The following is a 25,886-nucleotide window of genomic DNA, read 5'->3' on the forward strand; positions in this document are numbered from 1 at the left end:
TGACCTGTGGGTGGCCGGTCGGTCGTGGTGGCTGGCGCGTGGCAGGCTTGGACCCATGAGTCAACAAGCAGGGTGGTACGACGACCCGGAGAACGCCGACAACCTCCGCTACTGGGACGGGGTGCAGTGGACCAACCACACCAGCCCCAAGCAGAAGCCGAACCTGGAGCAGGCCGGCCAGGCCAGCCAGTCCCCGTGGGGCGCGGCGCCGGGTCAGCAGGACGGTGGGCAGCAGGGGGGGCAGAGCTACGGCCAGCAGGGTCCCTACGGCCAGCAGGAGCAGGGCTACGGCCAGCTGGGCTACGGCCAGCCCAACAACCCCTACGGTCAGCAGGGGCAGCAGCCGAACCAGGGGCAGTGGCAGACCCCCATGCCGGGTGGCTACCAGATGCCGCAGCCGACCGGCCCGACGACCCCCGACGGTCAGCCGCTGGCCTCGTGGTGGCACCGGGTCGCCGCCCGCCTGCTCGACCTGATCGTGCTCGTCCCCCTCGGCCTGCTGGTGGGGGCGCTCGTGACGCCCAACCTCTGGGGCGCCTACCTCGACTACGTGACGACGATGAGCGACCCCATGGCTCCGATGCCGGCGGAGATCACGCGCGGGCTCACCACCTTCTCGCTGGCCTCGGGGATGGCGGGGCTGGTCTACGAGATCGTCATGGTCACGGTCTTCGGGGGCACCGTCGGCAAGCTGATCACCGGTCTGCAGGTGCGGCTGCGGGACCAGCCGGGCAAGGTGTCGTGGGGGACCTCGGCCGTGCGCGGGCTGATCTACCAGGGTCCCGGCATCGTCAGCGGGGTGAGCACCGCGCTCAGCTTCCTCAGCCTCTTCTCGCTGGTCAACGTGCTGTGGCCGCTGTGGGACGGCAAGAAGCAGGCCATCCACGACAAGGCCGCCAAGACCAACGTGGTCCGCGCCCGCTGACCCTGCTCAGCAGGTGGCCGGCGCGACGGTGCCGGCCACCTCTGCCAGCCGCACGACCGCCCCGTCAGGACCGGGCGCGGTCGCGGTGATGGTCACCGTGTCGCCGTCCTCGAGGAAGGTGCGGGTCGTGCCGTCGTCGAGCCGCAGCGGCTCGGCGCCGCTCCACGTCAGCTCCAGCAGGCTGCCGCTCGAGTCGCGGTCGGGGCCCGAGGTGGTGCCGGAGGCGAAGAGGTCCCCGCTGCTCAGCCGGGCCCCGTTGACGGTCAGGTGCGCGAGCATCTGCACCGGCGACCAGTACATCGTGCGGTAGGGCGGTCGGGAGACGACGGTGCCGTTGATCCGCACCTCCATGGTCAGGTCGAGCCCGTAGAGGGAGCTGCCGTCGCCCCGCAGGTAGGCCAGCGGCTCCGGGTCCTGGACGGGGAGCGGCACGCGCGCCGCGTCCAGGGCGGCCATCGGCGTGATCCACCCGGCCATCGACGACGCGAAGGACTTGCCCAGGAACGGGCCGAGCGGGACGTACTCCCAGGCCTGGATGTCCCGCGCCGACCAGTCGTTGAACAGCGCCACCCCGAAGAGGTGCTCGTCGGCGTGCTCGACCGGCACCCGGGAGCCGAGGGCGGTGCCGCCGCCGACGACGAAGGCCAGCTCGGCCTCGATGTCGAGCCGCACGCTCGGACCGAAGGTGGGGGTCGGGTCGGCCGGTGCCTTGCGCTGGCCGCAGGGACGCACGACGTCCGTCCCGCTGACCACGACCGTGGAGGAGCGACCGTGGTAGCCGATCGGCAGGTGCTTCCAGTTGGGGGTGAGGGCGGCGCCGTCCGGTCGGAAGATCCTCCCGACGTTGGTCGCGTGGTGCTCGCTGGCGTAGAAGTCGACGTAGTCGGCGACGCGGACAGGCAGGTGGAGGGTGAGCTCCTCGACCGGCGTCAGGTGCTGCGCCAGACCGGCGTGGTCCTGGGGGTCGGACAGGGTCCGCTGCAGCCAGGAGCGCAGGTCGGCCCACGACTGGGGTCCCAGGTCGAGGAGAGCGTTGAGCGTCGGGCCTGCCAGGACCTCCGCCCACGGCGTGCCGTGCGCCGCGAGCGCCAGATCGAGGGCGTGGTCACCGACGCGCACCGCGAGGCGGATGTCCGGGCCGCCCGCGCCGGTCCGGCTGACGGCCCCGTAGGGGAGGTGGTGCAGCCCGAAGGGATGGTCCGGGGGCAGCTCGTGGGGCGAGGGGGCGGGGGAGTTCGGCACAGCGGGCTCCTTCGGGTATGCGGTCACGCGGGCAGGAGGCCCAGCGCGGCGAGGTCGGAGATCGGGTCGGTGACGCCGCAGCAGCCGAAGGAGACGAACCGGGTCCGCACCGCGGCAGCCTGGGCACCGTCGAGACTCCGCGCGGCCGTTGCGAGGAGGTCGCCGTCGCGGAGCGCGAGCACCTCCTCGAGCACCTCGCGGGTCGCTCCCTCCTCGAGGTGGTGCGTGGCTACCAGCACGTTGAGGGCTCCGTGCTGGTCCTCGGTCGACCCGTCGGGCAGCGCGGCCGTGTGCGCCACCGCGCGGTGCAGGCCGCCGGTCAGCTTGAACGGCAGCCCGCGATCACGGGCACCGACCATGAGCGCCGTGACCTCGGCGACGGTGGGCACGGGGGCGACGGGGGTCGACTGGGTGCGCAGCTTGACCGTCAGGCCCGGTCCACCGGCGGTTGCCGCCTCCGCCACGGCATCCAGCGCCGGTTCCCGGGCGTCGGTCTCCCGGGGCACCTCGACGGCCACGGGCACGCCCAGCTCGAGCGCACGGGTCCACCGACCGTCGTCGTCGTGGGCCACCTCCACCGAGGCCACCCGCACGTGGGCCGACGCTCGCAGCAGGGACACGGCCGCGACGAGGTCCTCCACCGGTGTCCCGGGTCGGGCGATCACACCCACGGCGACGGCTCGTGGCTCCTCGGCCTCGCGGTCGTGGGCCGCCGCGGCGACGTCGACCAGGGAGGTGGCGCCGGAGGCGCCGACGAGCAGGGGTCCCAGCAGGTCGCCATACCCGCTGAGCAGGTGCCCGCGGTGCTCGTGCCAGGCCTGCGCCATCGGCAGACAGTCCGGCGGGAACACCGCCGCGTCGTCGATCCACCGCGCGAACAGCGTTCTGGCCGCAGGCGTCGTTGACATGCCCGGCACGCTACTGCAGGGTGCACCCATGGCTCACTACCGCAGCGTCGGCCACGTCCCGCCGAAGCGGCACACCCAGCATCGCGACGGGCACGGCAACCTCTACTACGAGGAGCTGATGGGGGAGGAGGGCTTCTCCTCGGACTCCTCGCTGCTCTACCACCGCAACATCCCCTCGGCCATCGCCGACGCCCGCGTCTGGGACCTGGGCGACATGTCCACCGTGGCCAACCACCCCCTGCTTCCCCGTCACCTGCGGCTGCACGACCTCTTCGTCGACGAAGCGGCCGAGGGCGGGCTGCAGCGGGGGGTCGACGTGGTGACGGGGCGCCGGCTGGTCCTCGGCAACGCCGACGTCCGGCTGCTCTACGTGGTGGCGGACACCCCGAGCCCGTTCTACCGCAACGGCATCGGTGACGAGTGCGTCTACGTCGAGCGGGGCGGGGCGCGGGTGGAGACGGTGTTCGGGACGTTCGAGGTCGCGGAGGGCGACTACCTCGTCGTGCCCCGGGCCACGACGCACCGCTGGGTCCCGCGGGTGGCGGGGGAGGAGGGTTTCGTCGAGCCGCTGCGCGCCTACGTCATCGAGGCGAACAGCCACGTCGGGCCGCCGCGGCGCTACCTCAGCACGTTCGGGCAGCTGCTCGAGCACGCGCCCTACTGCGAGCGCGACCTGCGCGGACCGCGGGGGCCGGTGCTCGCGGAGGACGTGGGCGCCGACCGCGAGGAGAGCGCGGAGGTCTACGTCAAGCACCGCGGCACGGGGGAGCGCTCGAGCGGCGGGATGGTGGGGACGATCTACACCTACCCCTTCCACCCCTTCGACGTGGTCGGCTGGGACGGCTGCCTCTACCCCTACGCCTTCGCCATCTCCGACTACGAGCCGATCACCGGTCGGGTGCACCAGCCGCCGCCCGTCCACCAGGTGTTCGAGGGCGCCAACTTCGTCGTCTGCAACTTCGTGCCGCGCAAGGTGGACTACCACCCGCTGGCGATCCCGGTGCCCTACTACCACTCCAACGTGGACTCGGACGAGATCATGTTCTACGTCGACGGCGACTACGAGGCGCGCAAGGGATCGGGCATCGCCAGGGGCTCGATCTCGGTGCACCCCGGCGGGCATGCCCACGGGCCGCAGCCGGGTGCGACGGAACGCTCGATCGGGGTGGACTACTTCGACGAGACGGCCGTCATGGTCGACACCTTCCGACCGCTCGAGCTGGGCGAGGCCGGCCGGGCCGTGGACGACGGCGTCTACGCGCAGTCGTGGAGCAAGGGACTGGAGCAGCAGGGTGGCGCGGACGAGGTGTTCTCGACCAGCTGACGGGCGCCGGTGGCCACGAGGGCCACCTGGTGCTCAGGCCAGGGTGAGGAAGAGCTTCTCCATCGTGGCCTGGTCCTCGGTGCTCAGGCCCTCGGGGTTGTCCATGCACTCGCGCAGCCCGGAGGCCACGATCGCGAAGCCGGCGCGGTCCAGCGCCCGGTTCACGGCCGCCAGCTGGTTGACGACGTCGGTGCACTCGCGGCCCTCCTCGAGGAGGCGGATGACGCCGCCGAGCTGACCCTGTGCGCGCTTGAGCCTGTTGACGACGGACGTCATGTCGGCGGGGTTGAGAGTGACCATGGGCCCATGCTATACCACGGGGGGTATGTCGCGGGTCTGCTACGCTGGTCCTCAGATACCCCGTGGGGTATGATGTTCTCGCCCCGACAGCCGAAAGGACGCTGCCCTTGACCCCCTCGGACGCCGAGCCCCAGACCGTGGACACCGCCGGCGCGGTGACCGTCAAGATCCTCGAGACCCCGTCGCTGGGTGACCGTAGCTACGTCGTGCACGACGGTGAGGTGGCCCTCGTGGTCGACCCCCAGCGGGACATCGACCGTGTGCTGGCGCTCGCCGAGCAGGCCGGCGTGCGCATCACCCACGTCTTCGAGACGCACATCCACAACGACTACGTCACGGGTGGCCTCGCCCTGAGCGAGGCGACCGGCGCGGCCTACCACGTCAACGCCGAGGACGCCGTGGCCTTCGAGCGGGTCCCCACCCGGGACGGTGACGAGATCGTCGTGTCGCCGCTGATGACCGTCCGGGCGATCGCCACCCCGGGTCACACCTACACCCACCTGTCCTACTCCCTGGTCTCCGAGGGGGAGCCGGTCGGCGTCTTCACGGGCGGCTCGCTGCTCTTCGGCGCCACCGGACGGCCCGACCTGCTGGGTCGGGACCACACCCACGCGCTGGTGCACCACCAGTACGCGTCGGCCCGCCGGCTCGCCGAGCTGCCGGAGCAGACCCGCGTGCTGCCCACCCACGGCTTCGGGTCCTTCTGCTCCGCGGGGTCCACGTCCGAGGACGCGACCGCCTCGACGATCGGTCAGGAGCGTCGGCAGAACCCGGCCCTGACCCAGGACGAGGAGCGCTGGGTGGCCGACACCCTGGCCGGCCTCGAGGCCTTCCCCGCCTACTACGCCCACATGGGGCCCGCCAACAGCTCCGGACCGTCGGCGCCCGACCTGTCCGCGCCGGAGCCGGCCGACAAGGACGTGCTGGCGCGCCGCATCGCCGACGGCGAGTGGGTCGTGGACCTGCGCAACCGGACGGCCTTCGCCGACGGCCACGTCCTCGGCACGCTCAACTTCGGCATCGACGGCCAGTTCTCCACCTACCTCGGGTGGCTCATCCCCTGGGGCACGCCGCTCACCCTCCTCGGGGAGAGCCCGGAACAGGTCGCCGAGGCGCAGCGCGAGCTGGTCCGCATCGGCATCGACCGGCTGGAGGGTGCGGCCACGGGGACGCCCGAGGAGTGGACCGACGGTCCGCTGGGCCGGTTCGAGAGCGCCGACTTCGGTGACCTCGCCCAGGTCCGTCACCACCGGCACGTCGCGGTCCTCGACGTGCGTCGCGCCGCCGAGCACGCCGAGTCGCACATCGAGGGCTCGACCAACATCCCGATCCACGAGCTGCTCAACCGTGTCCAGGATCTCCCGGAAGGGGAGATCTGGGTGCACTGCGCCAGCGGCTACCGCTCCTCGATCGCCGCCTCCGTCATCGCGGCCTCGGGTGCGCTCGTGGTCGCGATCGACGACGACTTCGAGAAGGCCGGCTCGGCGGGTCTGCCCGTCGTCGGCCCCGACTGACCGCCCGCACGACCGAACACCACACCCAACCCCACCCGAGGAGTACCCCTATGTGCCGTCCCGTCAACTGCAACATCTGCACCAAGACCACCTGGGCCGGCTGCGGCCAGCACGTCGACCAGGTGATGTCCGGCGTCCCGCGCAGCAACCGTTGCCAGGGCCACAGCGACGCGGAGAAGGCCGCCGCCTCCAGCGGCTCCATCTTCGGTCGCATCTTCGGCCGCTGAGCCACCGGCCCCGCTGACCCGCCCGCCACCCGGCGTGTGCGGGTCGTCAGGCCACGACGACCGACGCCTCGCGGAGCTCCTCCAGCGCGGCGTCGGTCGTCTGCTGCGCCACCCCGGCGCACAGGTCGAGCAGCACGGTGGTGCCGAAGCCCTCGCGCACGGCGTCGAGGGCGGTCGCGCGCACGCAGTGGTCGGTGGCGATCCCGACGACCACGACGTCGTCGATCGCGCGTTCTCGGAGCCACTCGGCCAGACCCACGGTCCGGCCGTGCACCAGCGTCGTGCCCTCGAAGCCGCTGTAGGCCGCGGCGTGCTCACCCTTGCGGAAGACCGCCTGGACGTGCTCGAGGGCCGGGCCGAGCTCGGCGTGGAACTTCGCGCCGTCATCACCGGCGCGGCAGTGCACCGGCCAGCTGCTCCGGAAGTCCGGCTCGTCCGACCAGTGGTCGCCCGGGTCCACGTGCCAGTCCGCGGTGGCGACGACCGCGGCATACTCCTGCCCGTGCGACCGCAGGTGCTCGCCGACCCCGACCGCGACGGCCGTCCCGCCCGCCACGGCGAGCGACCCGCCCTCGCAGAAGTCGTTCTGCACGTCCACGACGATCAGCGCACTGCTCATGTCCTCAGCTCCAGTCGTCGAGGTAGGTCGTCGGGATCGCGGGTTCGCCGTGGGAGAGCCGCAGCGCCCGCTGCGGCAGCTCGGCCCGCGCCAGGACGTGGTGGGCACGGGCGGTCTCCACGTCGGTCGCCGCCACGACCTCGCCGCCCCGCACCAGCGGCACCAGGAGCGGCCGGTCGTCGCCGTCGTCGTCCGGCGTCGTGTTGATGCCGATCAGCTCCGCCTGCGCCTCACCCTCGGCGTCGCGCCGGCGCAGGGCGTACTTGCGCCCGCCGACCGACGACTTGTCCTTGCTCGCCTTGGCGACCCCCTCCATGACCCCGGCCGGGTTCTCGCGGCTCACCAGCTTGTAGACCATGCCCGCGGCGGGGTGCCCCGACCCCGTCACGACCTGCGTGCCCACGCCGTAGGCGTCGACCGGCGCAGCCTGCAGCGCCGCGATCGCGTGCTCCTCCAGGTCGGAGGTCACCACGATGCGCGTCTCCGTCGCGCCGAGGGCGTCCAGCTGGGCCCGCACGTCGTGCGCCTGGGAGACCAGGTCGCCGGAGTCCAGCCGGACGGCCCCCAGCTCCGGGCCCGCGAGCTCGACCGCGACCTCGACCGCCGCGGCCACGTCGTAGGTGTCGACGAGCAGCGTCGTGCGCAGACCCAGGCTGGCCAGCTGGTTGGCGAACGCCTCGCGCTCGTCCTGGTGGAGCAGCGTGTAGGAGTGGGCGGCGGTGCCTGCCGTCGGGATCCCGTGCCGGCGCCCGGCCTCCAGGTTGGAGGTGGAGGCGAAACCGGCGAGGTATGCGGCGCGCGCGGCAGCCACCGCCGAGTCCTCGTGGGTGCGCCGCGACCCCATCTCGATGCACGGCCTCCGGCCCGCCGCGGCCGTCATCCGGGACGCGGCGGAGGCGACCGCCGAGTCGTGGTTGAGCACCGACAGGATGAGGGTCTCGAGGACGACCCCCTCCGCGAAGGTGGACTCGACCACCATCAGGGGCGAGCCCGGGAAGTACACCTCGCCCTCGGCATACCCCCAGATGTCCCCGCTGAACCGGTAGCCCGCCAGCCAGTCGAGGGTACGGTCGTCGACCACCCTCCGTTCGCGCAGGAAGGCCAGCTCGTCCTCACCGAACCGGAAGTCCCGCAACGCTTCCAGGGCGCGCCCCGTGCCGGCCACCACACCGTAGCGCCGCCCGTCGGGAAGCCGTCGGGCGAAGGTCTCGAAGACGCAGCGACGGTCCGCGTGGCCGCTGGCGAGAGCCGCCTGGACCATCGTCAGCTCGTAGTGGTCCGTCAGCAGGGCGGTGCTCGGGTTCACCCCGTCAGCCTAGCCACCACGGGCTCGGGCCACACCCGCCGAGCCGCCTACAGTGGGGGAGTGCCCATCGACCCGCCGCAGCCACCCGGTCCGCCCGCCGGTCCGCAGCCGACGCGGCGGCGGCAGAGCAGCGTCGCGGTGCTCGACCGGCCGGAGGCGGACACGCCCTGGGTGACGCTGGTGTGGAACGACCCCGTCAACCTGATGGACTACGTCACCTGGGTCCTCCAGTCGCACTTCGGCTACCCGAGGGCGCGCGCCGAGGCGCTGATGATGGACGTCCACACCAAGGGCCGGGCTGTCGTGTCGACGGGCAGCCGGGAGAAGATGGAGGCCGACACCGAGGCCATGCACGGCTACGGACTCTGGGCCACCTTCCAGAAGGACGACTGAGCCGTGGCGACCGCGTTCCGTCGTCGTGGCCAGCGCGTCGTGGCCCGCTTCGACGCCGAGGAGCTCGGTCTGGTCGCGCACGTCCTGCGGCTGACCCGTGACTTCGTGGCGCCTGAGCGTCCGGACACGGGCGACCCCTTCCTCGACCTGGTGGCCGGCCTCGGCGACGAGGTCGACCCCGAGGAGCCCAGCGACCCCGCGCTCGCCCGCCTGCTGCCCCCTGCCTCGCGCGACGACGCCGAGCAGGCCACCGAGTTCCGCCGGCTCACCGAGCACGGCCTCCGCTCGCGCAAGGCGGCGACGATCAGCACCGCGGTGGCGGCCCTCGAGGCCGCCGACCCGCCCAGGCTGGACCTGGACCTCGACCAGGCCAGGGCGCTGACCATGGCACTCACCGATGCCCGGCTCATCCTGGGGGAGCGGCTGGGCCTGCGCACCGACGAGGACTCCGAGCGGCTCCACGCCCAGCTGGAGCAGGCGCTGGTCGGGGACATCGAGCTGGACCCCGCGACGGCGCAGAAGATGGCTTACTACGACTTCCTCTCCTGGGTGCAGGAGTCGGTGACCGCCGCACTGCTCGCCCGCTGAGGGGTGCCACCGCCCCACCTCCGCACGCCACGGGCACGGCATGCCCGGCCAGTAGTCTGTGCACCATCATGACGACTCACGCTGCCCCCGCCTCCGCGTCCGAGGCCACCGAGGCGTCCGGCGCCGAGGTGCGCCTCCGCTTCTGCCCCAGCCCCACCGGCACGCCCCACGTCGGACTCGCGCGCACCGCCCTGTTCAACTGGGCCTACGCCCGCAACCAGGGCGGCACCCTGGTCTTCCGGATCGAGGACACCGACGCCGCGCGCGACTCGCAGGAGTCGATGGACCAGATCGTGGAGATGCTGGACTGGCTGGGCCTGGACTTCGACGAGGGCCCCGGGGTGGGCGGTCCCTACGGCCCCTACCGGCAGAGCGAGCGGGGGGAGATCTACCAGGACGTGGCCCTACGGCTGCTGGAGGCGGGCGTCGCCTACGAGTCGTTCTCGACGCCGGAGGAGGTCGAGGCACGCCACCGCGCTGCCGGTCGCGACCCCAAGCTGGGCTACGACAACGCGGACCGTGACCTCACGCCGGAGCAGCGTGCGGCATACCGGGTCGAGGGACGCGAGGCGGTGCTGCGCCTGCGGATGCCCGACGAGGACCTCACCTTCACCGACATGGTGCGCGGCGAGGTGACCTTCCCCGCGGGTTCGGTCCCCGACTTCGTGGTGGTGCGCGGCAACGGCCAGCCGCTCTACACGCTGGTCAACCCGGTCGACGACGCGATGATGCGGATCACGCACGTCGTGCGCGGTGAGGACCTGCTCTCCTCGACGCCCCGGCAGCTCGTCCTGCACCGGGCGCTGGTCGAGATCGGTGTCGCCGAGCGGGTGCCGACCTTCGGGCACCTGCCGCTCGTGCTGGGGGAGGGGAGCAAGAAGCTGTCCAAGCGAGACCCGGAGTCCAGCCTCTTCCTGCACCGCGACAAGGGGTTCGTGCGCGAGGGCATGGTCAACTACCTGGCGCTCCTCGGCTGGGCGATCGGGGCGGACCGGGACCTGTTCACCCCCGACGAGCTGGTCGCGGCCTTCGACCTGCACGCGGTCAACCCCAGCCCCGCCCGCTGGGACCAGAAGAAGGCCGAGGCGATCAACGCCGACCACATCCGGCTGCTGCCGCTCGAGGACTTCGCCGGCCGGCTGCTGCCGGTGCTGCGCGACGCGGGGGTCCTGGGCCCCCAGTCCGGCATGGGGGAGCTTGCGCGGCTCATGGCGGTCGCCGAGCTCGTGCAGACACGGGTCCAGACCTTGTCCGAGGCGGTCCCGCTCATCGCCCCGTTCTACGTCCGCGGGGATGCCCTCGAGATCGCCGACGACGCCCGCGCGCAGCTCAAGGGCGATGCCGGGGCCGTCCTCGACGCCGCTGTCGCGGCCCTCGACACGCTGTCGGGCGCGCTCCCCCAGCCCCTGGGCGGGGGGGTGGAGTGGACCACCGAGCGGATCGAGGCTGTGCTGCGCGAGGCGCTCGTCGACGGTATGGGGCTCAAGCCGCGGTTCGCGTTCGGGCCGCTGCGCACAGCGGTCTCCGGACAGCGGATCAGCCCGCCCCTCTTCGAGTCGATGGAGATCCTCGGCAAGCACGAGACCCTCGTGCGCCTGCGTCGGCTGCGCGCCGAGGTCTGAGACGGTGGGGGTCGTCCTGCCGGGAGCCGGTGTGCGCGGGGTGCTGCTGGACGTCGACGACACCCTGATCGGCACGCGGGCCGCGATGGTGGCGGCAGGTGCGGCTGCCGCACAGGCGATCTGGCCGGGCGCCGACCCCGCACGACTGGCCGCGGCCGGTCACCGGTTCCGTGCGGACCCGGACGGGCACTTCCGGGCCTACACCCGTGGGGCGTGCGACTTCCCGACGATGCGCGCCCGTCGGGTCGCGGACGTCGCCGGGTGGCTGGGAGTCAAGGCCGGACCGGACGACGCCTCCCTCTGGAACACGCTGTTCGAGCAGGGGATGGCCCAGCACCTCACCGTCTTCGACGACGTGCTGACCACCCTGGTCGCCTGCCGTGACCGCGGGTGGCCGGTCGCGCTGCTCACGAACTCCTCACGGCCCTACACCGAGCGCAAGCTGCGGATCACCGGGCTGGCGGCGCACGTGTCAGAGCTCACCGCGGGGGTCGTCACCAAGGACACCCTCGGCGTCGGCAAGCCGGCGCCAGCGGTGTTCCACCACGCCTGCGCCCTTCTCGACGAGGACGCGTCCGCAGTCCTGCACGTCGGCGACGAGCTGGACGTGGACCCCCTCGCGGCGCTGGACGCCGGGCTCGGTGCAGCCTGGCTCCGCCGCCCCGGCTATCCGCACGACCCCGGCGAGCTGACGGTGGCCCGAGGGCGGGGCCTGGCCCCGCTGGCGGGCCTCGAGGAGGTGCTCGCCGCGGCGACGACGCAGGGGTCGGGACCGTCGGTCGGATTTGGGTCGGGCGCCGCCGCACGGTAAGGTATCGCCTCGGTCCACCGCACGTGAGAACGGGCGGGAACACCCCTTGGGGTATGGTGTAATTGGCAGCACGACTGATTCTGGTTCAGTTAGTCTAGGTTCGAGTCCTGGTACCCCAGCGCAGGGTCGGCTTCGGTCGATTTCGCAGGAAACCGCCCGTTCGGGTAACGTTTCCCCTCGGCGCAATCGCGCCGCAACTACGGCCCCGTTGTGTAGTGGCCTAGCACGCCGCCCTCTCAAGGCGGTAGCGCGGGTTCGAATCCCGTCGGGGCTACGCCGTAGGTCGTGAGGCCCCCACCGTGATCGGTGGGGGCCTTCGTCATGCCCGGCCCCGGGCTCCACCGAGGGGCGCGGTCGTCAGGGGAACGGACGCCCGATCGTGCTGTCGCGCACAGGGTGTCCTCGCCGACCAGTCGGTCCTGGCATCGACACCGGGACCCACACGGGCGTAGCGTGACTCGTCAGCACGGCGGAGCACCGACCGTGGAGCACCCGGCAGTCATGAAGGAGTTCCGGTGAACAAGGCCGACCTGATCGAGGCACTCGCCACGCGTGTGGGAGGGCGGGCCGTCGCCGCGCTCGCGGTGGAGTCCCTCGTCGACGTGGTGCTGCGGGAGGTGGCTGCCGGTGGTGCCGTGGGGATCACGGGCTTCGGCACCTTCGAGCGCGTGGACCGCGCAGCCCGGACGGGGCGCAACCCGCGGACCGGCGCCCCCGTGCCGATCGCAGCGACCAGCCTGCCCCGCTTCCGCCCGGGCGCCTACTTCAAGGACGTCGTGGCGGACCCCTCGACGCTGCCCGAGGAGGGTCTGGCGGGAGTCCGCGTCGGCAGCACCGGCGAGCTGGTCGCCACCACCGAGCCGGACGCCCCCCGGGGGTCCCGAGCGCCCGCCCAGGGTGCCGGCAGGGCGAGCATCCGCCGCAGCGCCGGGGACGCCGCCACCACGAAGGACCCGGTGCCCGCCAAGCGTGCGAAGGAAGCGCGGCCCGCCGCCGCGGACGACCCGACGAAGCCGGGCCGTCGCACGCGCACCAGCGGCACGCCCGACACGGTGAGGGCCCCCAGACCACCGGCCGAGAACGCCAGCGGGGAGCAGGCGCGCCCCGCCGCGCCCTCTCCCCGGCGACGTCCGATGACCAGCGGCGAGGAGATCACCGCCGGGATGATCTCGGCCAAGAAGGCCCAGCTGGCCCAGGTGAAGAACGACGAGATCGCGGCCAAGGAGAAGAAGGCGAAGAAGAAGGCCAAGGACAAGGACCCCGAGGCCGCCCCGGGTAAGGCCAAGAAGGGCAAGGGCAAGAAGAAGAAGTAGGGCGCGGGGCTCAGTCGATGGGTTGGCCCTCGCCGACGCCGACGATCCACAGCCGCGCGAGGTGGGCACCGTCCGTCTCCGGGTCCTCGGGCTCGACCTCGACCGACACCCGCTGACCCAGCCTGAGGTGCCGCAGGCCGCTGCCGGCGAACACCGGCTCGTCGAACGGCAGCAGCCGGCCGGTGTCCAGCAGCACGCTGCCGGTGCCGGTGGTGTGGTCGAAGCTGTGCACGCTCGCCTGCATGGGCGCCACTCTAGGCCCGGAGCTCCAGGGCCAGCGTCGTGTGCCGACCGACGCCGAGCCGGACGGCCTCCTCGAGCTCGGCGGCCACGTCGACGTCCCGCCGCAGCCGGGGCAGCGTCAGCGCCAGCAGCACGGCGGCCTCGGCGTGCCGGGCGGCCGAGCCGGGACCGAACCTCGGGGTGGGGGGGCCGACGGTCGAGGTGAGCAGGACGGTGCCGGTCCCGGCGGCGTCCGGCACCACCGCCGCCGGGTGTGCCGCGCACGCCGTCAATGCGCGCACCAGGTCCGTGGCGCGCAGGGACGGCAGGTCGCCCAGGAGCGCCGCCCAGCCCCCGACCGCCCCGTCGGCCCTGTCGGTCCGCGCCGCGTCCGCGCAGCGGCCCGCCCAGCCCGCGGCGACCGCGGCGTCCAGGCCACGACCGGGGTCCGCGACGACCCTGGCTCCCAGCGCGAGCGCCGCAGCCGTGGTCACCGGGTCGGAGGTGACCACGGTGACCTGGTGCGGCGGCAGGGCGGCGCAGGCTGCCTCGAGGGTGTCGAGGGCCACCGCGCGGGCCAGCTCCGGGCGCTCCAGGGGGGCCGGTGGGTCCAGCCGGCTCTTCGCCGTGTCCGCATGCTTGACCGGGATCACGAGGCGCCAGCGCACGGGCCGGTCGGCGAGCATCCCGGCGGGGGCGGTGGGCGGGCACGTCTCGGAGGTCACCCGGGCATCCTCGCCACGACACCCCCCGGATGACAAGATGACCCCGTGAAGCCCCAGCCCCCCCGACAGCCGATCCCCTGGTCCTACCACGCGGTGATCGGCACGGTCCGACCGCTTCTCATCGGCATCACCCGGCGGTCCTGGTCGGGTGCGGAGAACGTCCCCCGGACGGGCGGCTTCATCGCGGCGAGCAACCACTACTCCGAGGTGGACCCCTTCACCGTCGCCCACTTCCTGGTGGACCAGGGGCGGCCGCCGTTCTTCCTGGCCAAGTCCACGCTCTTCGAGGTGCCCGCGCTGGGGCCGGCGCTGCGCCACCTGGGGCAGGTCCCGGTCCACCGCCAGACGACCCGGGCGGGCGACGCCCTCGTCGCCGCGCGCGAGGCGCTGGAGGAGGGCAAGTGCATCGGGATCATGCCCGAGGGGACCCTCACCAGGGACCCGGACCACTGGCCGATGAAGGCGCGTCCCGGTGTCGGGCGGCTCGCCCTGACCAGCCGCGCCCCCGTCGTCCCCATCGGGCAGTGGGGGGCCCTCCAGATCCTGGGGCGCTACGCGCGCCGGCCGGGCAACCTGCTCCGCCGCCCCGTCCAGCAGGTCAGGGCCGGACCGCCGGTGGACCTCTCCGACCTCTACGACCGCGCCGACGACCCTCGCGCGCACGTCGAGGCCACCGAACGGGTGATGGCCGCGATCACCTCGCTGGTCGCCGAGCTGCGGGGGGAGACACCGCCCGCGGTGCCCTTCGACCCGGCCCGGGCGCGTCGCGAGGAGGGACGATGACGCGCGCCGCCGTCTTCGGGGCGGGCAGCTGGGGCACCGCCTTCGCCCAGATCCTCGCCGACGCCGGCGCCACCTCCGTGACGGTCTGGGCGCGTCGCGAGGAGGTCGTGTCGGCCATCGCGCGGGAACATCGCAACCCCGACTACCTGCCCGGCACCGAGCTCTCGTCGGTGGTCACGGCCACCACCGACCCCCGGGCAGCAGCGCGGGACGCGGACCTCGTCGTGCTGGCCGTCCCGTCCCAGAGCCTGCGTGCCAACCTCGCGGACTGGGGTGACGTCATACCGCCGGGTGCCCTGGTGGTGTCGCTGATGAAGGGCATCGAGCTGGGGACCGGCCTGCGGATGAGCGAGGTCATCGAGGCGTCCGGCATCTCGGGGGAGCGTGTCGTCGTCGTCTCGGGGCCCAACCTCAGCAAGGAGATCGCCGCGCGGCAGCCGGCCGCGACCGTCGTCGCCGGCACCGACTTCGACGCGGCCGAGCGGGTGGCCGCGATGGTGGCCACCCCCTACTTCCGCCCCTACACCCAGACCGACGTCATCGGCGCCGAGCTGGGCGGCACCGTCAAGAACGTCATCGCGCTCGCGGTCGGGATGGCCGAGGGACTCGGCTACGGCGACAACACCAAGTCCTCGCTCATCACGCGAGGCCTGGCCGAGATCGCCCGCCTCGGGCAGGCGCTGGGGGCCGACCCCGCCACGCTCATGGGGCTGGCCGGCGTGGGCGACCTCATCGCCACCTGCATGTCACCGCTGTCCCGCAACCACCGCGTCGGCGTCGCGCTGGGGCAGGGGCAGCACATCGCCGAGCTGATGGCCCTGCCCCACCAGACCGCAGAGGGCGTCAAGTCCTGCCGCGCCGTGGTCGAGCTCGCGTCCCGGGCCGGCGTCGACATGCCGATCTCGCAGGGCGTGACCGCCGTCATCGACGGCAGCGTGACACCCGAGCAGCTGACCGTGGCGATGATGTCCCGCGCCCGCAAGCACGAGCGCGGCTGACCGGACCCGTCCCGCCGTCCCGTTAGGCTCGACCCGATGACCAGCCAGCCCAGCACCCTCCCGCCGTCCTCCGTCCGGGGACGACCCCGTGTCGCCGTGGTCTTCGGCGGACGGTCCGAGGAGCACGCCATCTCGTGCGCCACCGCGGCGAGCGTGCTGCGCGCCATCGACCCGGAGCGCTACGAGGTGGTGCCGATCGGCATCACCCGCGAGGGTCACTGGGTGCTGGTGGACGACGACCTCGACGCCCTGGAGATCCACGGCTCGCAGCTGCCGTCGGTGCCGGACACCGGCCGTCAGGTCATCGTCCCGCTCGGCGGTCTCGACCACCAGCTGCGGCTGGTCGAGACGGACGGCTCGACCACCGACCTCGGCGAGGTCGACGTGGTCTTCCCGGTGCTGCACGGGCCTTTCGGCGAGGACGGCACGATCCAGGGGCTGCTGGAGCTCGCCGACATCCGCTACGTCGGCTGCGGGGTGCTCGCCTCGGCGGCGATGATGGACAAGCACGTGATGAAGGTGCTGTTCGCCTCCGTGGGCCTGCCGGTCGGTCCCTACGTCGTGATCACCGACCTGTCCTGGCGCCGGGACCGCGCTGCCTGCCTGGACGCCGCGAACGCCCTGCGGTTCCCGGTCTTCGTCAAGCCGGCCCGGGCCGGGTCGTCGGTGGGGGTCGTCAAGGTCGACCACCCGGACGAGCTCGAGGCGGCCGTCGAGAAGGCGCGGGACCACGACCCCAAGGTCCTGGTCGAGCAGGGGATCGTCGGGCGCGAGATCGAGTGCGGCGTGCTGCAGGGTCGTGGGTCGGCCGCTCCGCGGATCAGCGAGTGCGGCGAGATCACGGTGGTCGGGGCGGGTCACGAGTTCTACGACTTCGAGGCCAAGTACCTCGACGAGGACAGCGTGCGGATCACCGCACCCACGCAGGTCAGCGACGCCGTGCGCGAGGAGGTGCACCGGATCGCGCGAGCCGCCTTCGAGGTCGCCGGGTGCGAGGGGCTGGCTCGGGTGGACTGCTTCGTCACCCCCGACGAGCAGGTCGTGCTCAATGAGATCAACACGATGCCCGGCTTCACCCCGTTCTCGATGTATCCCCAGGTGTGGGCCGCGTCGGGGGTGAGCTATCCGGAGCTCGTGGACGAGCTGCTGCAGCTGGCGCTGGCGCGGCCGCTGGGCCTGCGCTGAGCGGGTCGCCCGTGGCCGGACCGCGCGGGGTCTGTCAGGGTGCTGGTCAGCCCTGCGCCGAGGTGCACTCGCCGAGCGTCTGCTCGACCTGGGAGACGGCGTCGGCGAAGGCGGGGAGCCACAGCGGGGCCGTGTCGTAGACCACCGGCACGAGGACCTCGACCGCCGGGTCCCGGCCGAAGGTGGTGAACATCGTGCCGTCCTCGAGCTCGGTCGCGACCCAGTCGATCCCGCTGACGTCGATGCACGGGTCCTCGGTCGGGCCCGGCGGCGCTTTGCCGCACCGGGCGACGACCGGCGGGTCTCCCCAGGCGGCCACCCCCCGCGACTGCACCGCGGTCACGCGCGGCTCCAGCCCGCCGACCGTCGTGGGCCAGTGGTCCGCCACCGCCTCGCAGGAGGGCGAGTCCGACCCTCCGAAGGGCGTGGCGCGCACCGCGTCCTGGCCGCACCCAGAGAGCAGCACGACGAGCGGCACGATCGTCAGGAGACAGGAGGGCGCGGCACGGTCGGGTGCCGCCCGGGGAGCGCGCGGGAGTGGGGTCAGAACTCGACGACCGTGCACGTCGTGGTGCGGGTGATGTGCGGGACCGCCTGGACCCTGGCGATGATCCCCCGGCTCAGCTCCTGGACCGTGTGCGCCTCGACGAAGGCGATCACGTCGTAGGGGCCGGCGACGTCGTCGGCCGCCAGGACACCGGGAAGATCGCGGATCGCGGCGGTGACCCGGGCCGACTCGCCGACCTCGGTCTGGACGAGGATGTAGGCCTTGATCACGTCGAACCTCCTGCTGGGGTGACTGGGAGGCTACCGTGCTCGGGTGAACGGCGAGGAGCGGGACCCGGACGGGGGAGCAGGGGGCGGCGGTCCTGGTGCGACGCCCGCGTCCGCCACCCTCGGTGGCTCGGGGGAGCGCGGCGTGCTCGACGAGGTCTTCGCGGTGCTCGCGGGGCAGCCAACCGGGGGTGTGCTCGTCGGCCCCGGCGACGACACGGCGCTGCTGGCCGTCCGCCGCGGCGCGGTGCTGGCCACCACCGACACGATGGTGCGCGACCGCGACTGGCGTGACGCGTGGTCGAGCGGGTATGACGTCGGGGTCAAGATCGTCACGCAGAACCTCGCCGACCTCGCCTCCATGGGCGGCGTGGGGACCGGGCTGCTCGTCACTCTGGTGGCGCCCACGGACCTGCCCGTGTCCTGGGCGCGGGAGCTGACCGAAGGGATCGCCTGGGCCGCCGGTCGGGCCGGGGTACCGGTCGTGGGGGGTGACCTGTCCTCCGCTCCTCCTGGGTTCGTCTCGGTCTCTGTGACGGCGCTGGGCGAGCTCGGCAGCGGCGTGCACTCCCCGGTCCTGCGCTCCGGCGCACGACCGGGCGACGTTCTGGCGGTCTCCGGGCCCCTGGGACGGTCCGGCGCGGGCTGGTGGTTGCTGGAGGAGGGGCATGCCGGGGGCCGCGACCCCGACGCTCTCGCGCTGCTGGAGCACCACCGCCGACCGTTGACCGATCTGGCGCAGGGCCCCCTCGCCGCGCGCGCCGGGGCGACCTCGATGATCGACGTGTCGGACGGACTCGTCCGGGACGGGGACCGGTTGGCACGCGCGAGCGGGGTGCACCTGGTCCTGTCCGAGCCCGCCGTGGAGGGGCTGGCCGCCCGCCTCCGGCCGGCCGTGCCCCGCGAGGTGGCGCTGGCGCAGGTGCTCGGCGGGGGCGAGGAGCACGAGCTGCTCGCGACCTTCCCCTCCCGGGCCGAGGTGCCGCCGGGGTGGGTGCACCTGGGGTCGGTCGAACCGTCCGACGGCTCCGCCGAGGAGTCTTCCCCCTGGACGCCGGGAGTGTGGTGGCGCGGCGAGCCGGCGCGCCCCGAGCTGGGCGGGTGGGACCACTTCGGCGGCTGACGGTTGCGCGGACCGGCTCTCGGTGTCACACTGGACAGACATTGGACAAAGGTTGTCCAAAGATGTGACTGAAACGAGGACGAGATGTCTGAGACCACCCCCGCGCAGCACGGCGGCATGACGAACGGCAACGACAAGGAGGTCTCCTGGACCGATCTGGGCAAGGAGATGTGGGACTACCTGACCGGCCAGGGCGCGGCGATCAACTACACGTTCGTCGACATGTCGGTCGAGGTGCCGCGCGACACCGGCACCGACGCGCCCCGGGCGACCTGGAAGCTGGACGGCACCCTGCGCATCACCACCGAGGACGTCGAGCACACGGGCGCGACGGGGTCCTGACCGACCATGGGCCTCCGCTTCGACGCCGACCTCACCCTGACGGTGGACACCGGCCCCGCCCCCGACGACCCGGGTCGTCAGCTCGTGGGTCGGCTCACCGGGGCGGGCCGGACCCTCACCCTCCGGCTGGAGGGGCTCGACGCCCTCCCGCTCGGCGTGCGGCTCGACACCCTGCGCGACCAGGTCTCCGACACGGCCGCCTTCCTGGCCGGCGAGGACATGGTGCTGGTGGTCGAGGGTGTGAGGGGACCGATCGTCTCCCTCGGAGCGGTGCGGCCCACCCTGGTCGACCGGGCGGTGACCGGGTCGAGCCAGGTGGCCCTCCACGACTGGCGTGCGGCCCTGCGCATGGTGCGGTCCCGGGGCAGGGACGGCACGCCGGCCCTGAGCTGGCTGGTGCCGCCGCCCACCCCGTGGCCCGTCGTGCCGACCGTCGACCCACCCCGGCGCCGGCGCGTGACCACCACGCACGATCCGTTGGGCGGAGGGTCGCCGCGGTTGGTCTACTACACCGCACCACCCGAGTACGGCGGCGAACGTCGCGAGCTGCTGCTGCGTCGGGGCCGCACCAGCATCGGCTCCGGGGGCACGGACGACCTGGAGCTTGCCGGGCTGGCGACGGGACACGTGGTCGTGGAACGCTCGTCCGACGACGACGAGTACCGGGTCGTGCCCGTCCCCGGCACGGACACGACCGTCCATGGCCGTCCGGTGACCGAGCCCCAGGCCCTGCGCACCGGCGCCATCGTCCGGGCCGGCACCTGGACCTTCACCTACGTCCGCGATGAGTATGCCGACCACGGCCGGCCCTACGGGGGCCGTCAGGGCGGCGAGTTCTCCCGGCAGCGACCTCAGCCACCTCGACCGCGCTACCAGCGCTGACACGAGAGGACGTCATGCCACGCAGGTCGTTGGTCGGCGCCCACGTCGCCGTCCTGGGCGCGTCGGGAGTGCTCGGCGGCCACGTCGCGACCGTGCTCCACGAGCGGGGGGCCACGGTCATCGGAGTGGGTCGCCGCCCCGAGCGGCTCCGCGCCGTCAGCGGGGTGACCGGGTCCTCCGTCGTCGGCGACCTCACGGACGCGACGCTCGGTGAGCGCCTCGTGGAGGTGGTGCAGGAACGGCACGGCCGGCTCGACGGCGTCGTCAACGCCGCTGGTGCGGTGGCCTTCGGTCCGCTGGTGGACACCCCGGACGAGGTGATCGAGCACCTCTTCCTGACCAACGTCGTCGGGCCCCTGTGGTTGCTGCGCCGCGTGCTCCCCCTGCTCGTCGACTCCAGAGGCTTCGTCGCGCAGATCTCGGGCGTCGTCGCGGAACGCCCGACCGCCGGGATGGTGGCCTACTCGGCGTCCAAGGCCGCGCTCGCCGCTGCCGACCTGGCCCTGGGGCAGGAGCTGCGCCGGCTCGGGGTGGACGTCGTCGACCTGCGCGTCCCGCACACCGAGACCGGGCTGGCCGGCCGAGCCGTGGCCGGACGGGCGCCGCGGCTGCCGCAGGGTCTCGAGCCCGGCGTCGTCGCCAGGCAGGTCGTGGACGCCGTCGAGTCCCGGGTGACGACGGTGACGGCCGCCGACTTCCTCGCGGGGACCTCCTGAACGACCGGCACCACCCGGCCCACCCCACACCCCTCAGTCCTGCCCGGTCACCGTGTGCACCGAGCCCTGCTCCGGGTCCCACCACCGCAGGGCGACCGCCACGCGTGCCCGCGTCGGCGCAGAACCGCCCTCGGCGAGGGCGGTCAGGGCGGTGGTCGCGTCCCCGAGGTCCAGCCGCGGCGCGAGGGTGAGGTGCGGCACCCAGGGACGGTCGTCGGCCCCCAGCCAGACCGTGCACAGCTCGGCGTGGGCGGCGACGGCACCGGCCGACGGCACGAGCAGCTCGGCGAGCGCCGGTCGCCGGCCCTCCAGCAGCACCAGACCTGCCACCGGCATGGTCAGCGGCAGCAACGGTGCCCACCGCGCGGCGGCCACCCTCAGCACAGCCGCCTCCGGCGGGGGTCCGCCCAGGACGGTGACGTGCGGCCGGTGGGTCGCGCCGCGGTGCCGGGCCGACGACGCCACGCCTGCGTCCTCGAGCACCTGCCAGCGGGCGCGCACCGACGTGTCGTCGCCGGGCGCGAGCACCAGCTCCAGGGCGTGCTGGCGGGCGGGCATGGGTCTACCGTAGGGCGCTGGGTCCTGGGCGGGCTCGGGACGCCGCTCGCCCACGCGACGCGTCCGGTGGGGAAAGCACAAGAGCCGACGCGCACCCCGAAGGTGTCGTCGGCTCGGGTGTCGTCCGGGTCAGCGAGGACCCGGGCGGGAGGTCAGCGGGTGACCTTGCCTGCCTTGAGGCAGGAGGTGCAGACGTTGAGACGCTTGGGGGTCGACCCCGCCATCGCGCGGACGCGCTGGATGTTGGGGTTCCAGCGGCGCTTGGTCCGGCGGTGCGAGTGCGAGATGCTGTGACCGAAGCTCGGTCCCTTGCCGCAGACGTCGCAGTTGGCAGCCACGGTGTTCTCCTGAGGTCGGTCTGGTCGATGGTGGTCCTGCCGGCGACGAGGCGAGGCGCACGCGCCGCAGCCACCAGGCAACCTCGCTAGCGTACCGGACCCCGCGGTCGCGCCCAAATTGTCGGAGCGCCGGCCCCGGACGGGTCCGGGGCCGGCGTTGTGGACGGGTCTGCAGGAGGCGCGCCGAGGGCCGGATAGGTTGACCCTGTGTCCCGAGCCGTCCTCGACCTGGTCAGCGCCCGCCGCTGGGCGGTCACCGCACGCGTCCTCCTGGCGGGGGCCCGCGAGCGGATCGACAGCCTCAACGTCTTCCCGGTGGCCGACGGAGACACGGGGACGAACATGTACCTCACGATGGACGGCGCGCTGGAGTTCGTGCGCGGCCAGTTCGAGCTGGGTGCGGGGACGGAGAGCCTGGACGAGGGTCTGGCCCTCATCGCCCGGGGGATGTTGCTCGCCGCACGGGGCAACTCGGGCGTCATCCTCTCCCAGCTCTCTCGAGGCCTGGCCGAGGCCGTCGGTCCGGAGGTCGATGCGGCCGGCCCCGGTGACATCGCGGTCGCCTTCGAGACCGCTGCGCGGACCGCGTGGGACGCGGTCGCCTCCCCGGTCGAGGGGACGATCCTCACCGTGGCCCGCGCCGCCGCCGAGGGCGCGCGGGCGGCGGTGGACCGCGGGCGTCCCCTCTACGGCGAGGACGAGCCGCTGGACGTGCTGCACGTGGTGCGCGAGGCCCTCGCCGAGGCGCGGCAGGCGCTCGCCCACACCCCCGAGCAGCTGGCCCAGCTGCGGCATGCCGGGGTCGTCGACGCCGGCGGCGCCGGGCTGGTGCTGGTCATCGAGGCCCTCGAGGCCGTCCTCGACGAGCGGCCCCAGCTGGCCGTGGCCGACCTGCCGGTCTGGTGGGAGGTCACCACGGGCAGGGAGCCGGCCACCGGCCGGGCGGAGGACGTGGCGCGGGAGCGGACCGCAGCCTCCGACAGGGCGCAGACCTGCGACCTCGAGGAGGCCCTCGACACGCACGACGGCGGCAGCGTGGAGGTGATGTACCTGCTCACCGGGAGCGACACCGACCGTGCCGACCGGCTCCGTCGCCACCTGGCACGGTTGGGCAGCTCCGTGGTGGTCGCCGGGGGCCCCGAGGACTACCGGGTGCACGTCCACCTCGACGACGCCCGGCAGGCGGTGGAGGCCGGCACGCTCGCGGGGCAGGTCGACGACGTGCGCCTGACGTCGCTGGTCGACGGCCGGACCCTCGACCACGGGCACCTCGAGGACACCGGGCTCGCCGGCCCGGGCGACGGCGGCCACGAGGTCCCGGAGCCGGCGCTCGCCGTGGTGGCCTGCGCCCTGGGGGAGGGGGTCCGCACGCTCTTCGCCCGGGCGGGTGCCCAGGTGGTGCCCTCCGGACCGCGCCACCGCGCGTCGGCCGGCCAGCTGCTCGCAGCCGCCTACGCGACCGGCGCCCGCAGGGTCGTCGTGCTGCCCAACGACTCCGACACGATCATGGTCGCCCGGGCGGCGGCCGAGGAGGCCGGGCGTGAGGGCGTGCGCGTGGACGTCGTCCCCACCCACACCCTCGTCCAGGGACTGGCCGCGATCTCGCTGCTCGACCCCGAGTCCGACGCGGACCAGACCGTGGCCACGATGACCGAGGCCGCCCGGGGCGTGCGCCCCGGTGCGCTGACCCGCGCCGACCGCACGGCCGAGACGCCCGTGGGTCGGGTGCGCGCAGGGCAGTGGATCGGGATCGCCGACGACGGCATCGTGGCGGTCGACGACGCCCTCGCCCCGGTGGCCGCCCAGGTCCTCGACCTGCTCCTGAACGACGGGTCCGAGGTGCTCACCCTGCTCCTGGGCGCCGACGCCGACGAGCAGGAGATCGGGCCGGTCCTGGCCGACCTGGCGGCACGGCATACCGAGATCGAGGTGGAACGGATCGACGGGGGGCAGCCCACCTACCCCTACCTGCTGGGGGTGGAGTGATGCCCGAGGTCGACCTCGACACCCGGTTGCCCTCAGTGGTGGGCAAGGTCGCGACGAAGCTCGAGACCGCCCGCGGCTTCCTCACGGTCCGGGACCTGCTGGACTTCCTGCCGCGCACTTACCTCGACCCGGCGCGCCCGACCGCCTTCCGCGACCTGCCGCAGGGAGAGGACGTGGTCGTCGTGGGGACGGTCACCTCGGCGACCACCCGGCAGATGAAGAGCCGCCGCGGCCGGATCCTGGCCGTCGAGGTGGACGACGGTGCGGGTCAGAGCATCTCGCTCACGTTCTTCCGCCCGTTCGGGCACCAGGAGCGGCTGCTGCCCGGTGTGCGGGTGGTCTGCTCGGGGCAGCTCAGCACCTACGGCCAGCAGCTGCAGCTGACCCACCCCGACTACGCCGTGCTCACCGAGGGCGGGGCGTCCTCCTCCGGCGGGTGGCTGCTGGACGGCCTCGTGCCGGTCTACCCGGCCACCCCCAAGCTCACGCCGATCGTCCACGGGGACGCCCTCGACCTCGTGCTCCACGCGCTGACCGAGGTCCCGGACCCCCTGCCGTCCGAGGTGCGGGTGCGCCACGGGCTGCCCGGGCTCGCGGAGGCCTACCGGCTCGTGCACCGCCCCACCACCGAGGCGGAGCACCGACGCGGCCGCTGGCGGCTGAAGTTCCAGGAGGCCTTTGTCATCCAGGCCGCCCTCGCCCGCGCCCGGCTGGCCAGCGACGCCGCGCCCGCAGCCCCGCGCGAACCGGTCGAGGCCGGCCTCGTCGACGCCCTCCTCGTGCGGCTGCCCTTCCAGCTCACCGACGGTCAGCACCAGGTCCTGGGCGAGCTGCGCACCGACCTGGCCCGCGACGTCCCGATGCACCGGCTCCTCCAGGGGGAGGTCGGCTCGGGCAAGACCGTGCTCGCGCTGCTGGCCATGCTCGCCGTCGTCGACGGTGGTGGCCAGGCGGCGCTGCTCGCCCCGACGGAGGTGCTGGCCGCCCAGCACCACCGGGCCATCACCGCGCTGCTGGGGCCGATCGCCGAGGGGGGTCTGCTCGGCGGCATGGAGGGCGGCACCCGCGTCGCCCTGCTGACCGGCAGCCAGTCGGCCGCAGAGCGCCGGACCAACCTGCTGGCCGCCGCGTCGGGGGAGGCCGGCATCGTCGTCGGCACGCACGCCCTCATCCAGGAGCACGTGCAGTTCGCCGAGCTCGGTCTCGTGGTGGTGGACGAGCAGCACCGCTTCGGTGTCGAGCAGCGGGATGCGCTGCGCGCCAAAGCATCCCTGGCCCCGCACGTGCTGGTGATGACGGCCACGCCCATCCCGCGCACGGTCGCGATGACCGTCTACGGCGACATGACCACCTCCACCCTGCGCGAGCTGCCCCGTGGTCGGCAGCCCATCACCACCCACGTGGTCACGGGGGACCGGCCAGCGTGGGTCGAGCGCGCCTGGGCGCGGGTTGCCGAGGAGGTGCGCAACGGCGGTCAGGTGTATGTCGTGTGCCCCCGGATCGGGGAGGAGGACGACCCCGACGTGGTCCCGGGCCTGCAGAACCCCGACCTGTCCGGCGTCCTGCAGGTCACCCGTGCCCTGCGGGAGATGCCCACGACCCGAGACCTCCGCATCGCGCCCCTGCACGGGCGGCTGCCGGCGGAGGAGAAGGAGGCCACGATGCGGGCCTTCACCACCGGCCAGCTCGACGTGCTGGTCGCCACGACCGTCATCGAGGTGGGTGTCGACGTGCCCAACGCCACCACGATGGTCGTCCTGGACGCCGACCGCTTCGGCATCTCCCAGCTGCACCAGCTGCGGGGGCGGGTCGGTCGCGGCGGCAAGCCCGGGCTGTGCCTCCTGGTCACCCAGGGCGAGGCCGGGGACCCCGGTGCCGTGGAGCGCCTCGAGCAGGTCGCCGCCACCACCGACGGGTTCGAGCTGGCCCGCCTGGACCTGGAGACGCGGCGCGAGGGCGACGTGCTCGGCGCCAGCCAGAGCGGCGGTCGCAGCGGTCTGCGCTTCCTGCGGCTGGCGCGGGACGAGGAGCTGATCGTCGCGGCCCACGACGCCGCGTGGGCGACGGTCGAGGAGGACCCGGATCTCGCGCGGCACCCCGCGCTGCGGCGGGAGATCGAGCAGCTCGACGCCGAGCGAGCCGCCTTCCTGGAACGGGGCTGA

Annotated in this window: 29 protein-coding genes and 2 tRNA genes; 20 read left to right on the forward strand and 11 right to left on the reverse strand. The window is 73.4% G+C overall.

Features of this window, described 5'->3' with window-relative positions:
- Positions 1 to 55 precede the first annotated feature (55 nt).
- A complete protein-coding gene (locus tag ACI3ET_RS06355) occupies positions 56 to 925 on the forward strand; it encodes an RDD family protein (protein ID WP_405032146.1) in 870 nt (289 codons plus the stop codon).
- A gap of 6 nt (positions 926 to 931) precedes the next feature.
- On the opposite strand, the gene fahA is transcribed toward ACI3ET_RS06355, so the two are convergent.
- On the reverse strand, positions 932 to 2,167 hold the full coding sequence (gene fahA, locus ACI3ET_RS06360; protein ID WP_405032147.1) for a fumarylacetoacetase: 1,236 nt from the start codon (positions 2,165 to 2,167) through the stop codon (positions 932 to 934).
- Positions 2,168 to 2,190: 23 nt separating this feature from the next.
- Positions 2,191 to 3,075 carry a hypothetical protein gene (locus ACI3ET_RS06365; RefSeq protein WP_405032148.1) on the reverse strand — a complete coding sequence of 295 codons (885 nt, stop codon included), beginning with the start codon at positions 3,073 to 3,075 and terminating at the stop codon, positions 2,191 to 2,193.
- A gap of 28 nt (positions 3,076 to 3,103) precedes the next feature.
- Here ACI3ET_RS06365 and ACI3ET_RS06370 point away from each other — a divergent pair, with 28 nt between their 5' ends.
- On the forward strand, positions 3,104 to 4,399 hold the full coding sequence (locus ACI3ET_RS06370) for a homogentisate 1,2-dioxygenase (protein ID WP_405032149.1): 1,296 nt from the start codon (positions 3,104 to 3,106) through the stop codon (positions 4,397 to 4,399).
- Between the two features lie 33 nt (positions 4,400 to 4,432).
- Here the strand turns inward: ACI3ET_RS06370 and ACI3ET_RS06375 are convergent, their stop codons facing one another.
- Complete coding sequence (locus ACI3ET_RS06375; protein ID WP_405032150.1) at positions 4,433 to 4,699, reverse strand: metal-sensitive transcriptional regulator; 267 nt, start codon at positions 4,697 to 4,699, stop codon at positions 4,433 to 4,435.
- Positions 4,700 to 4,800: 101 nt separating this feature from the next.
- Here ACI3ET_RS06375 and ACI3ET_RS06380 point away from each other — a divergent pair, with 101 nt between their 5' ends.
- Together ACI3ET_RS06380 and ACI3ET_RS06385 are read left to right on the forward strand one after the other, a co-directional pair.
- Positions 4,801 to 6,213 carry a rhodanese-like domain-containing protein gene (locus ACI3ET_RS06380; protein ID WP_405032227.1) on the forward strand — a complete coding sequence of 471 codons (1,413 nt, stop codon included), beginning with the start codon at positions 4,801 to 4,803 and terminating at the stop codon, positions 6,211 to 6,213.
- Between the two features lie 50 nt (positions 6,214 to 6,263).
- The gene (locus tag ACI3ET_RS06385; protein ID WP_405032151.1) at positions 6,264 to 6,440 is read left to right on the forward strand and encodes a hypothetical protein; all 177 of its coding nucleotides are present in this window, start codon (positions 6,264 to 6,266) and stop codon (positions 6,438 to 6,440) included.
- Positions 6,441 to 6,486: 46 nt separating this feature from the next.
- On the opposite strand, the gene ACI3ET_RS06390 is transcribed toward ACI3ET_RS06385, so the two are convergent.
- Positions 6,487 to 7,059, reverse strand: coding sequence for an isochorismatase family protein (locus tag ACI3ET_RS06390; RefSeq protein ID WP_405032152.1), 573 nt, complete (start codon positions 7,057 to 7,059; stop codon positions 6,487 to 6,489).
- A 4-nt stretch (positions 7,060 to 7,063) separates the two neighbouring features.
- Complete coding sequence (locus tag ACI3ET_RS06395; protein ID WP_405032154.1) at positions 7,064 to 8,365, reverse strand: nicotinate phosphoribosyltransferase; 1,302 nt, start codon at positions 8,363 to 8,365, stop codon at positions 7,064 to 7,066.
- Positions 8,366 to 8,503: 138 nt separating this feature from the next.
- On the opposite strand from ACI3ET_RS06395, the gene clpS reads away from it, so the two are divergent.
- From clpS to ACI3ET_RS06430, 7 genes are all read left to right on the forward strand, one after another.
- On the forward strand, positions 8,504 to 8,758 hold the full coding sequence (gene clpS, locus ACI3ET_RS06400) for an ATP-dependent Clp protease adapter ClpS (RefSeq protein ID WP_405032228.1): 255 nt from the start codon (positions 8,504 to 8,506) through the stop codon (positions 8,756 to 8,758).
- Between the two features lie 3 nt (positions 8,759 to 8,761).
- Positions 8,762 to 9,346: a DUF2017 family protein gene (locus ACI3ET_RS06405; protein WP_405032155.1), complete on the forward strand. Its 585-nt coding sequence runs from the start codon at positions 8,762 to 8,764 to the stop codon at positions 9,344 to 9,346.
- A gap of 68 nt (positions 9,347 to 9,414) precedes the next feature.
- Positions 9,415 to 10,968 carry a glutamate--tRNA ligase gene (gltX, locus tag ACI3ET_RS06410; RefSeq protein ID WP_405032156.1) on the forward strand — a complete coding sequence of 518 codons (1,554 nt, stop codon included), beginning with the start codon at positions 9,415 to 9,417 and terminating at the stop codon, positions 10,966 to 10,968.
- Positions 10,969 to 10,972: 4 nt separating this feature from the next.
- Entirely contained in the window at positions 10,973 to 11,779 is an 807-nt protein-coding gene (locus ACI3ET_RS06415) for an HAD family hydrolase (RefSeq protein ID WP_405032157.1), read from the forward strand.
- 47 nt (positions 11,780 to 11,826) lie between these two features.
- Positions 11,827 to 11,898, forward strand: a tRNA-Gln gene (locus ACI3ET_RS06420).
- Between the two features lie 82 nt (positions 11,899 to 11,980).
- Positions 11,981 to 12,053: transfer RNA gene (locus ACI3ET_RS06425), tRNA-Glu, on the forward strand.
- A gap of 241 nt (positions 12,054 to 12,294) precedes the next feature.
- On the forward strand, positions 12,295 to 13,092 hold the full coding sequence (locus ACI3ET_RS06430) for an HU family DNA-binding protein (protein WP_405032158.1): 798 nt from the start codon (positions 12,295 to 12,297) through the stop codon (positions 13,090 to 13,092).
- A 10-nt stretch (positions 13,093 to 13,102) separates the two neighbouring features.
- Here ACI3ET_RS06430 and ACI3ET_RS06435 read toward each other — a convergent pair whose 3' ends face one another.
- Together ACI3ET_RS06435 and cofC are read right to left on the reverse strand one after the other, a co-directional pair.
- Positions 13,103 to 13,336: a hypothetical protein gene (locus tag ACI3ET_RS06435; RefSeq protein WP_405032159.1), complete on the reverse strand. Its 234-nt coding sequence runs from the start codon at positions 13,334 to 13,336 to the stop codon at positions 13,103 to 13,105.
- A gap of 10 nt (positions 13,337 to 13,346) precedes the next feature.
- Complete coding sequence (gene cofC, locus ACI3ET_RS06440) at positions 13,347 to 14,039, reverse strand: 2-phospho-L-lactate guanylyltransferase (protein ID WP_405032160.1); 693 nt, start codon at positions 14,037 to 14,039, stop codon at positions 13,347 to 13,349.
- A 45-nt stretch (positions 14,040 to 14,084) separates the two neighbouring features.
- Here cofC and ACI3ET_RS06445 point away from each other — a divergent pair, with 45 nt between their 5' ends.
- From ACI3ET_RS06445 to ACI3ET_RS06455, 3 genes are read left to right on the forward strand one after another with little or no spacing between them, the layout of a single operon-like run.
- Complete coding sequence (locus ACI3ET_RS06445; RefSeq protein ID WP_405032161.1) at positions 14,085 to 14,822, forward strand: lysophospholipid acyltransferase family protein; 738 nt, start codon at positions 14,085 to 14,087, stop codon at positions 14,820 to 14,822.
- Entirely contained in the window at positions 14,819 to 15,820 is a 1,002-nt protein-coding gene (locus ACI3ET_RS06450) for an NAD(P)H-dependent glycerol-3-phosphate dehydrogenase (protein WP_405032162.1), read from the forward strand. Before ACI3ET_RS06445 ends, ACI3ET_RS06450 begins: the two co-directional genes overlap by 4 nt.
- A gap of 36 nt (positions 15,821 to 15,856) precedes the next feature.
- Positions 15,857 to 17,005, forward strand: coding sequence for a D-alanine--D-alanine ligase family protein (locus tag ACI3ET_RS06455; RefSeq protein ID WP_405032163.1), 1,149 nt, complete (start codon positions 15,857 to 15,859; stop codon positions 17,003 to 17,005).
- 46 nt (positions 17,006 to 17,051) lie between these two features.
- On the opposite strand, the gene ACI3ET_RS06460 is transcribed toward ACI3ET_RS06455, so the two are convergent.
- Together ACI3ET_RS06460 and ACI3ET_RS06465 are read right to left on the reverse strand one after the other, a co-directional pair.
- Positions 17,052 to 17,483: a DUF3515 family protein gene (locus ACI3ET_RS06460; RefSeq protein WP_405032164.1), complete on the reverse strand. Its 432-nt coding sequence runs from the start codon at positions 17,481 to 17,483 to the stop codon at positions 17,052 to 17,054.
- Positions 17,484 to 17,548: 65 nt separating this feature from the next.
- Positions 17,549 to 17,782, reverse strand: a complete 234-nt coding sequence (locus ACI3ET_RS06465; RefSeq protein WP_405032165.1) for an Lrp/AsnC ligand binding domain-containing protein — start codon at positions 17,780 to 17,782, stop codon at positions 17,549 to 17,551.
- Positions 17,783 to 17,825: 43 nt separating this feature from the next.
- Between ACI3ET_RS06465 and thiL the strand changes: the two genes are divergently transcribed.
- The 4 genes from thiL to ACI3ET_RS06485 all read left to right on the forward strand — a co-directional run bounded on the left by thiL (position 17,826) and on the right by ACI3ET_RS06485 (position 20,842).
- On the forward strand, positions 17,826 to 18,902 hold the full coding sequence (gene thiL / locus ACI3ET_RS06470; RefSeq protein WP_405032166.1) for a thiamine-phosphate kinase: 1,077 nt from the start codon (positions 17,826 to 17,828) through the stop codon (positions 18,900 to 18,902).
- Between the two features lie 117 nt (positions 18,903 to 19,019).
- On the forward strand, positions 19,020 to 19,244 hold the full coding sequence (locus ACI3ET_RS06475; protein WP_405032229.1) for a hypothetical protein: 225 nt from the start codon (positions 19,020 to 19,022) through the stop codon (positions 19,242 to 19,244).
- 6 nt (positions 19,245 to 19,250) lie between these two features.
- Entirely contained in the window at positions 19,251 to 20,126 is an 876-nt protein-coding gene (locus tag ACI3ET_RS06480) for an FHA domain-containing protein (protein WP_405032167.1), read from the forward strand.
- A 14-nt stretch (positions 20,127 to 20,140) separates the two neighbouring features.
- Positions 20,141 to 20,842: an SDR family NAD(P)-dependent oxidoreductase gene (locus ACI3ET_RS06485; RefSeq protein WP_405032168.1), complete on the forward strand. Its 702-nt coding sequence runs from the start codon at positions 20,141 to 20,143 to the stop codon at positions 20,840 to 20,842.
- A gap of 33 nt (positions 20,843 to 20,875) precedes the next feature.
- Here the strand turns inward: ACI3ET_RS06485 and ACI3ET_RS06490 are convergent, their stop codons facing one another.
- Positions 20,876 to 21,400, reverse strand: coding sequence for a 2'-5' RNA ligase family protein (locus ACI3ET_RS06490; protein ID WP_405032169.1), 525 nt, complete (start codon positions 21,398 to 21,400; stop codon positions 20,876 to 20,878).
- A 152-nt stretch (positions 21,401 to 21,552) separates the two neighbouring features.
- Positions 21,553 to 21,738: a 50S ribosomal protein L28 gene (gene rpmB, locus ACI3ET_RS06495; protein WP_405032170.1), complete on the reverse strand. Its 186-nt coding sequence runs from the start codon at positions 21,736 to 21,738 to the stop codon at positions 21,553 to 21,555.
- 207 nt (positions 21,739 to 21,945) lie between these two features.
- Between rpmB and ACI3ET_RS06500 the strand changes: the two genes are divergently transcribed.
- Positions 21,946 to 23,724, forward strand: coding sequence for a DAK2 domain-containing protein (locus tag ACI3ET_RS06500; RefSeq protein ID WP_405032171.1), 1,779 nt, complete (start codon positions 21,946 to 21,948; stop codon positions 23,722 to 23,724).
- The gene (locus ACI3ET_RS06505; protein ID WP_405032172.1) at positions 23,724 to 25,886 is read left to right on the forward strand and encodes an ATP-dependent DNA helicase RecG; all 2,163 of its coding nucleotides are present in this window, start codon (positions 23,724 to 23,726) and stop codon (positions 25,884 to 25,886) included. Before ACI3ET_RS06500 ends, ACI3ET_RS06505 begins: the two co-directional genes overlap by 1 nt.

The organism is Ornithinimicrobium jinqii (genome assembly GCF_045032595.1).
Taxonomy (GTDB): domain Bacteria; phylum Actinomycetota; class Actinomycetes; order Actinomycetales; family Dermatophilaceae; genus Ornithinicoccus.

Excerpts from the sequence above, each read along its gene's own strand:
- ACI3ET_RS06475 (WP_405032229.1), top strand. The coding sequence starts at position 19,020 with ATGACGAACGGCAACGACAAGGAGGTCTCCTGGACCGATCTGGGCAAG.
- ACI3ET_RS06485 (WP_405032168.1), top strand. The coding sequence starts at position 20,141 with ATGCCACGCAGGTCGTTGGTCGGCGCCCACGTCGCCGTCCTGGGCGCG.
- ACI3ET_RS06370 (WP_405032149.1), top strand. The coding sequence starts at position 3,104 with ATGGCTCACTACCGCAGCGTCGGCCACGTCCCGCCGAAGCGGCACACC.
- gltX (WP_405032156.1), top strand. The coding sequence starts at position 9,415 with ATGACGACTCACGCTGCCCCCGCCTCCGCGTCCGAGGCCACCGAGGCG.
- ACI3ET_RS06390 (WP_405032152.1), bottom strand. The coding sequence starts at position 7,059 with ATGAGCAGTGCGCTGATCGTCGTGGACGTGCAGAACGACTTCTGCGAG.
- ACI3ET_RS06480 (WP_405032167.1), top strand. The coding sequence starts at position 19,251 with ATGGGCCTCCGCTTCGACGCCGACCTCACCCTGACGGTGGACACCGGC.
- ACI3ET_RS06455 (WP_405032163.1), top strand. The coding sequence starts at position 15,857 with ATGACCAGCCAGCCCAGCACCCTCCCGCCGTCCTCCGTCCGGGGACGA.
- ACI3ET_RS06435 (WP_405032159.1), bottom strand. The coding sequence starts at position 13,336 with ATGCAGGCGAGCGTGCACAGCTTCGACCACACCACCGGCACCGGCAGC.
- ACI3ET_RS06505 (WP_405032172.1), top strand. The coding sequence starts at position 23,724 with ATGCCCGAGGTCGACCTCGACACCCGGTTGCCCTCAGTGGTGGGCAAG.
- ACI3ET_RS06375 (WP_405032150.1), bottom strand. The coding sequence starts at position 4,699 with ATGGTCACTCTCAACCCCGCCGACATGACGTCCGTCGTCAACAGGCTC.
- ACI3ET_RS06450 (WP_405032162.1), top strand. The coding sequence starts at position 14,819 with ATGACGCGCGCCGCCGTCTTCGGGGCGGGCAGCTGGGGCACCGCCTTC.
- ACI3ET_RS06490 (WP_405032169.1), bottom strand. The coding sequence starts at position 21,400 with ATGCCCGCCCGCCAGCACGCCCTGGAGCTGGTGCTCGCGCCCGGCGAC.
- ACI3ET_RS06365 (WP_405032148.1), bottom strand. The coding sequence starts at position 3,075 with ATGTCAACGACGCCTGCGGCCAGAACGCTGTTCGCGCGGTGGATCGAC.
- ACI3ET_RS06385 (WP_405032151.1), top strand. The coding sequence starts at position 6,264 with ATGTGCCGTCCCGTCAACTGCAACATCTGCACCAAGACCACCTGGGCC.
- ACI3ET_RS06355 (WP_405032146.1), top strand. The coding sequence starts at position 56 with ATGAGTCAACAAGCAGGGTGGTACGACGACCCGGAGAACGCCGACAAC.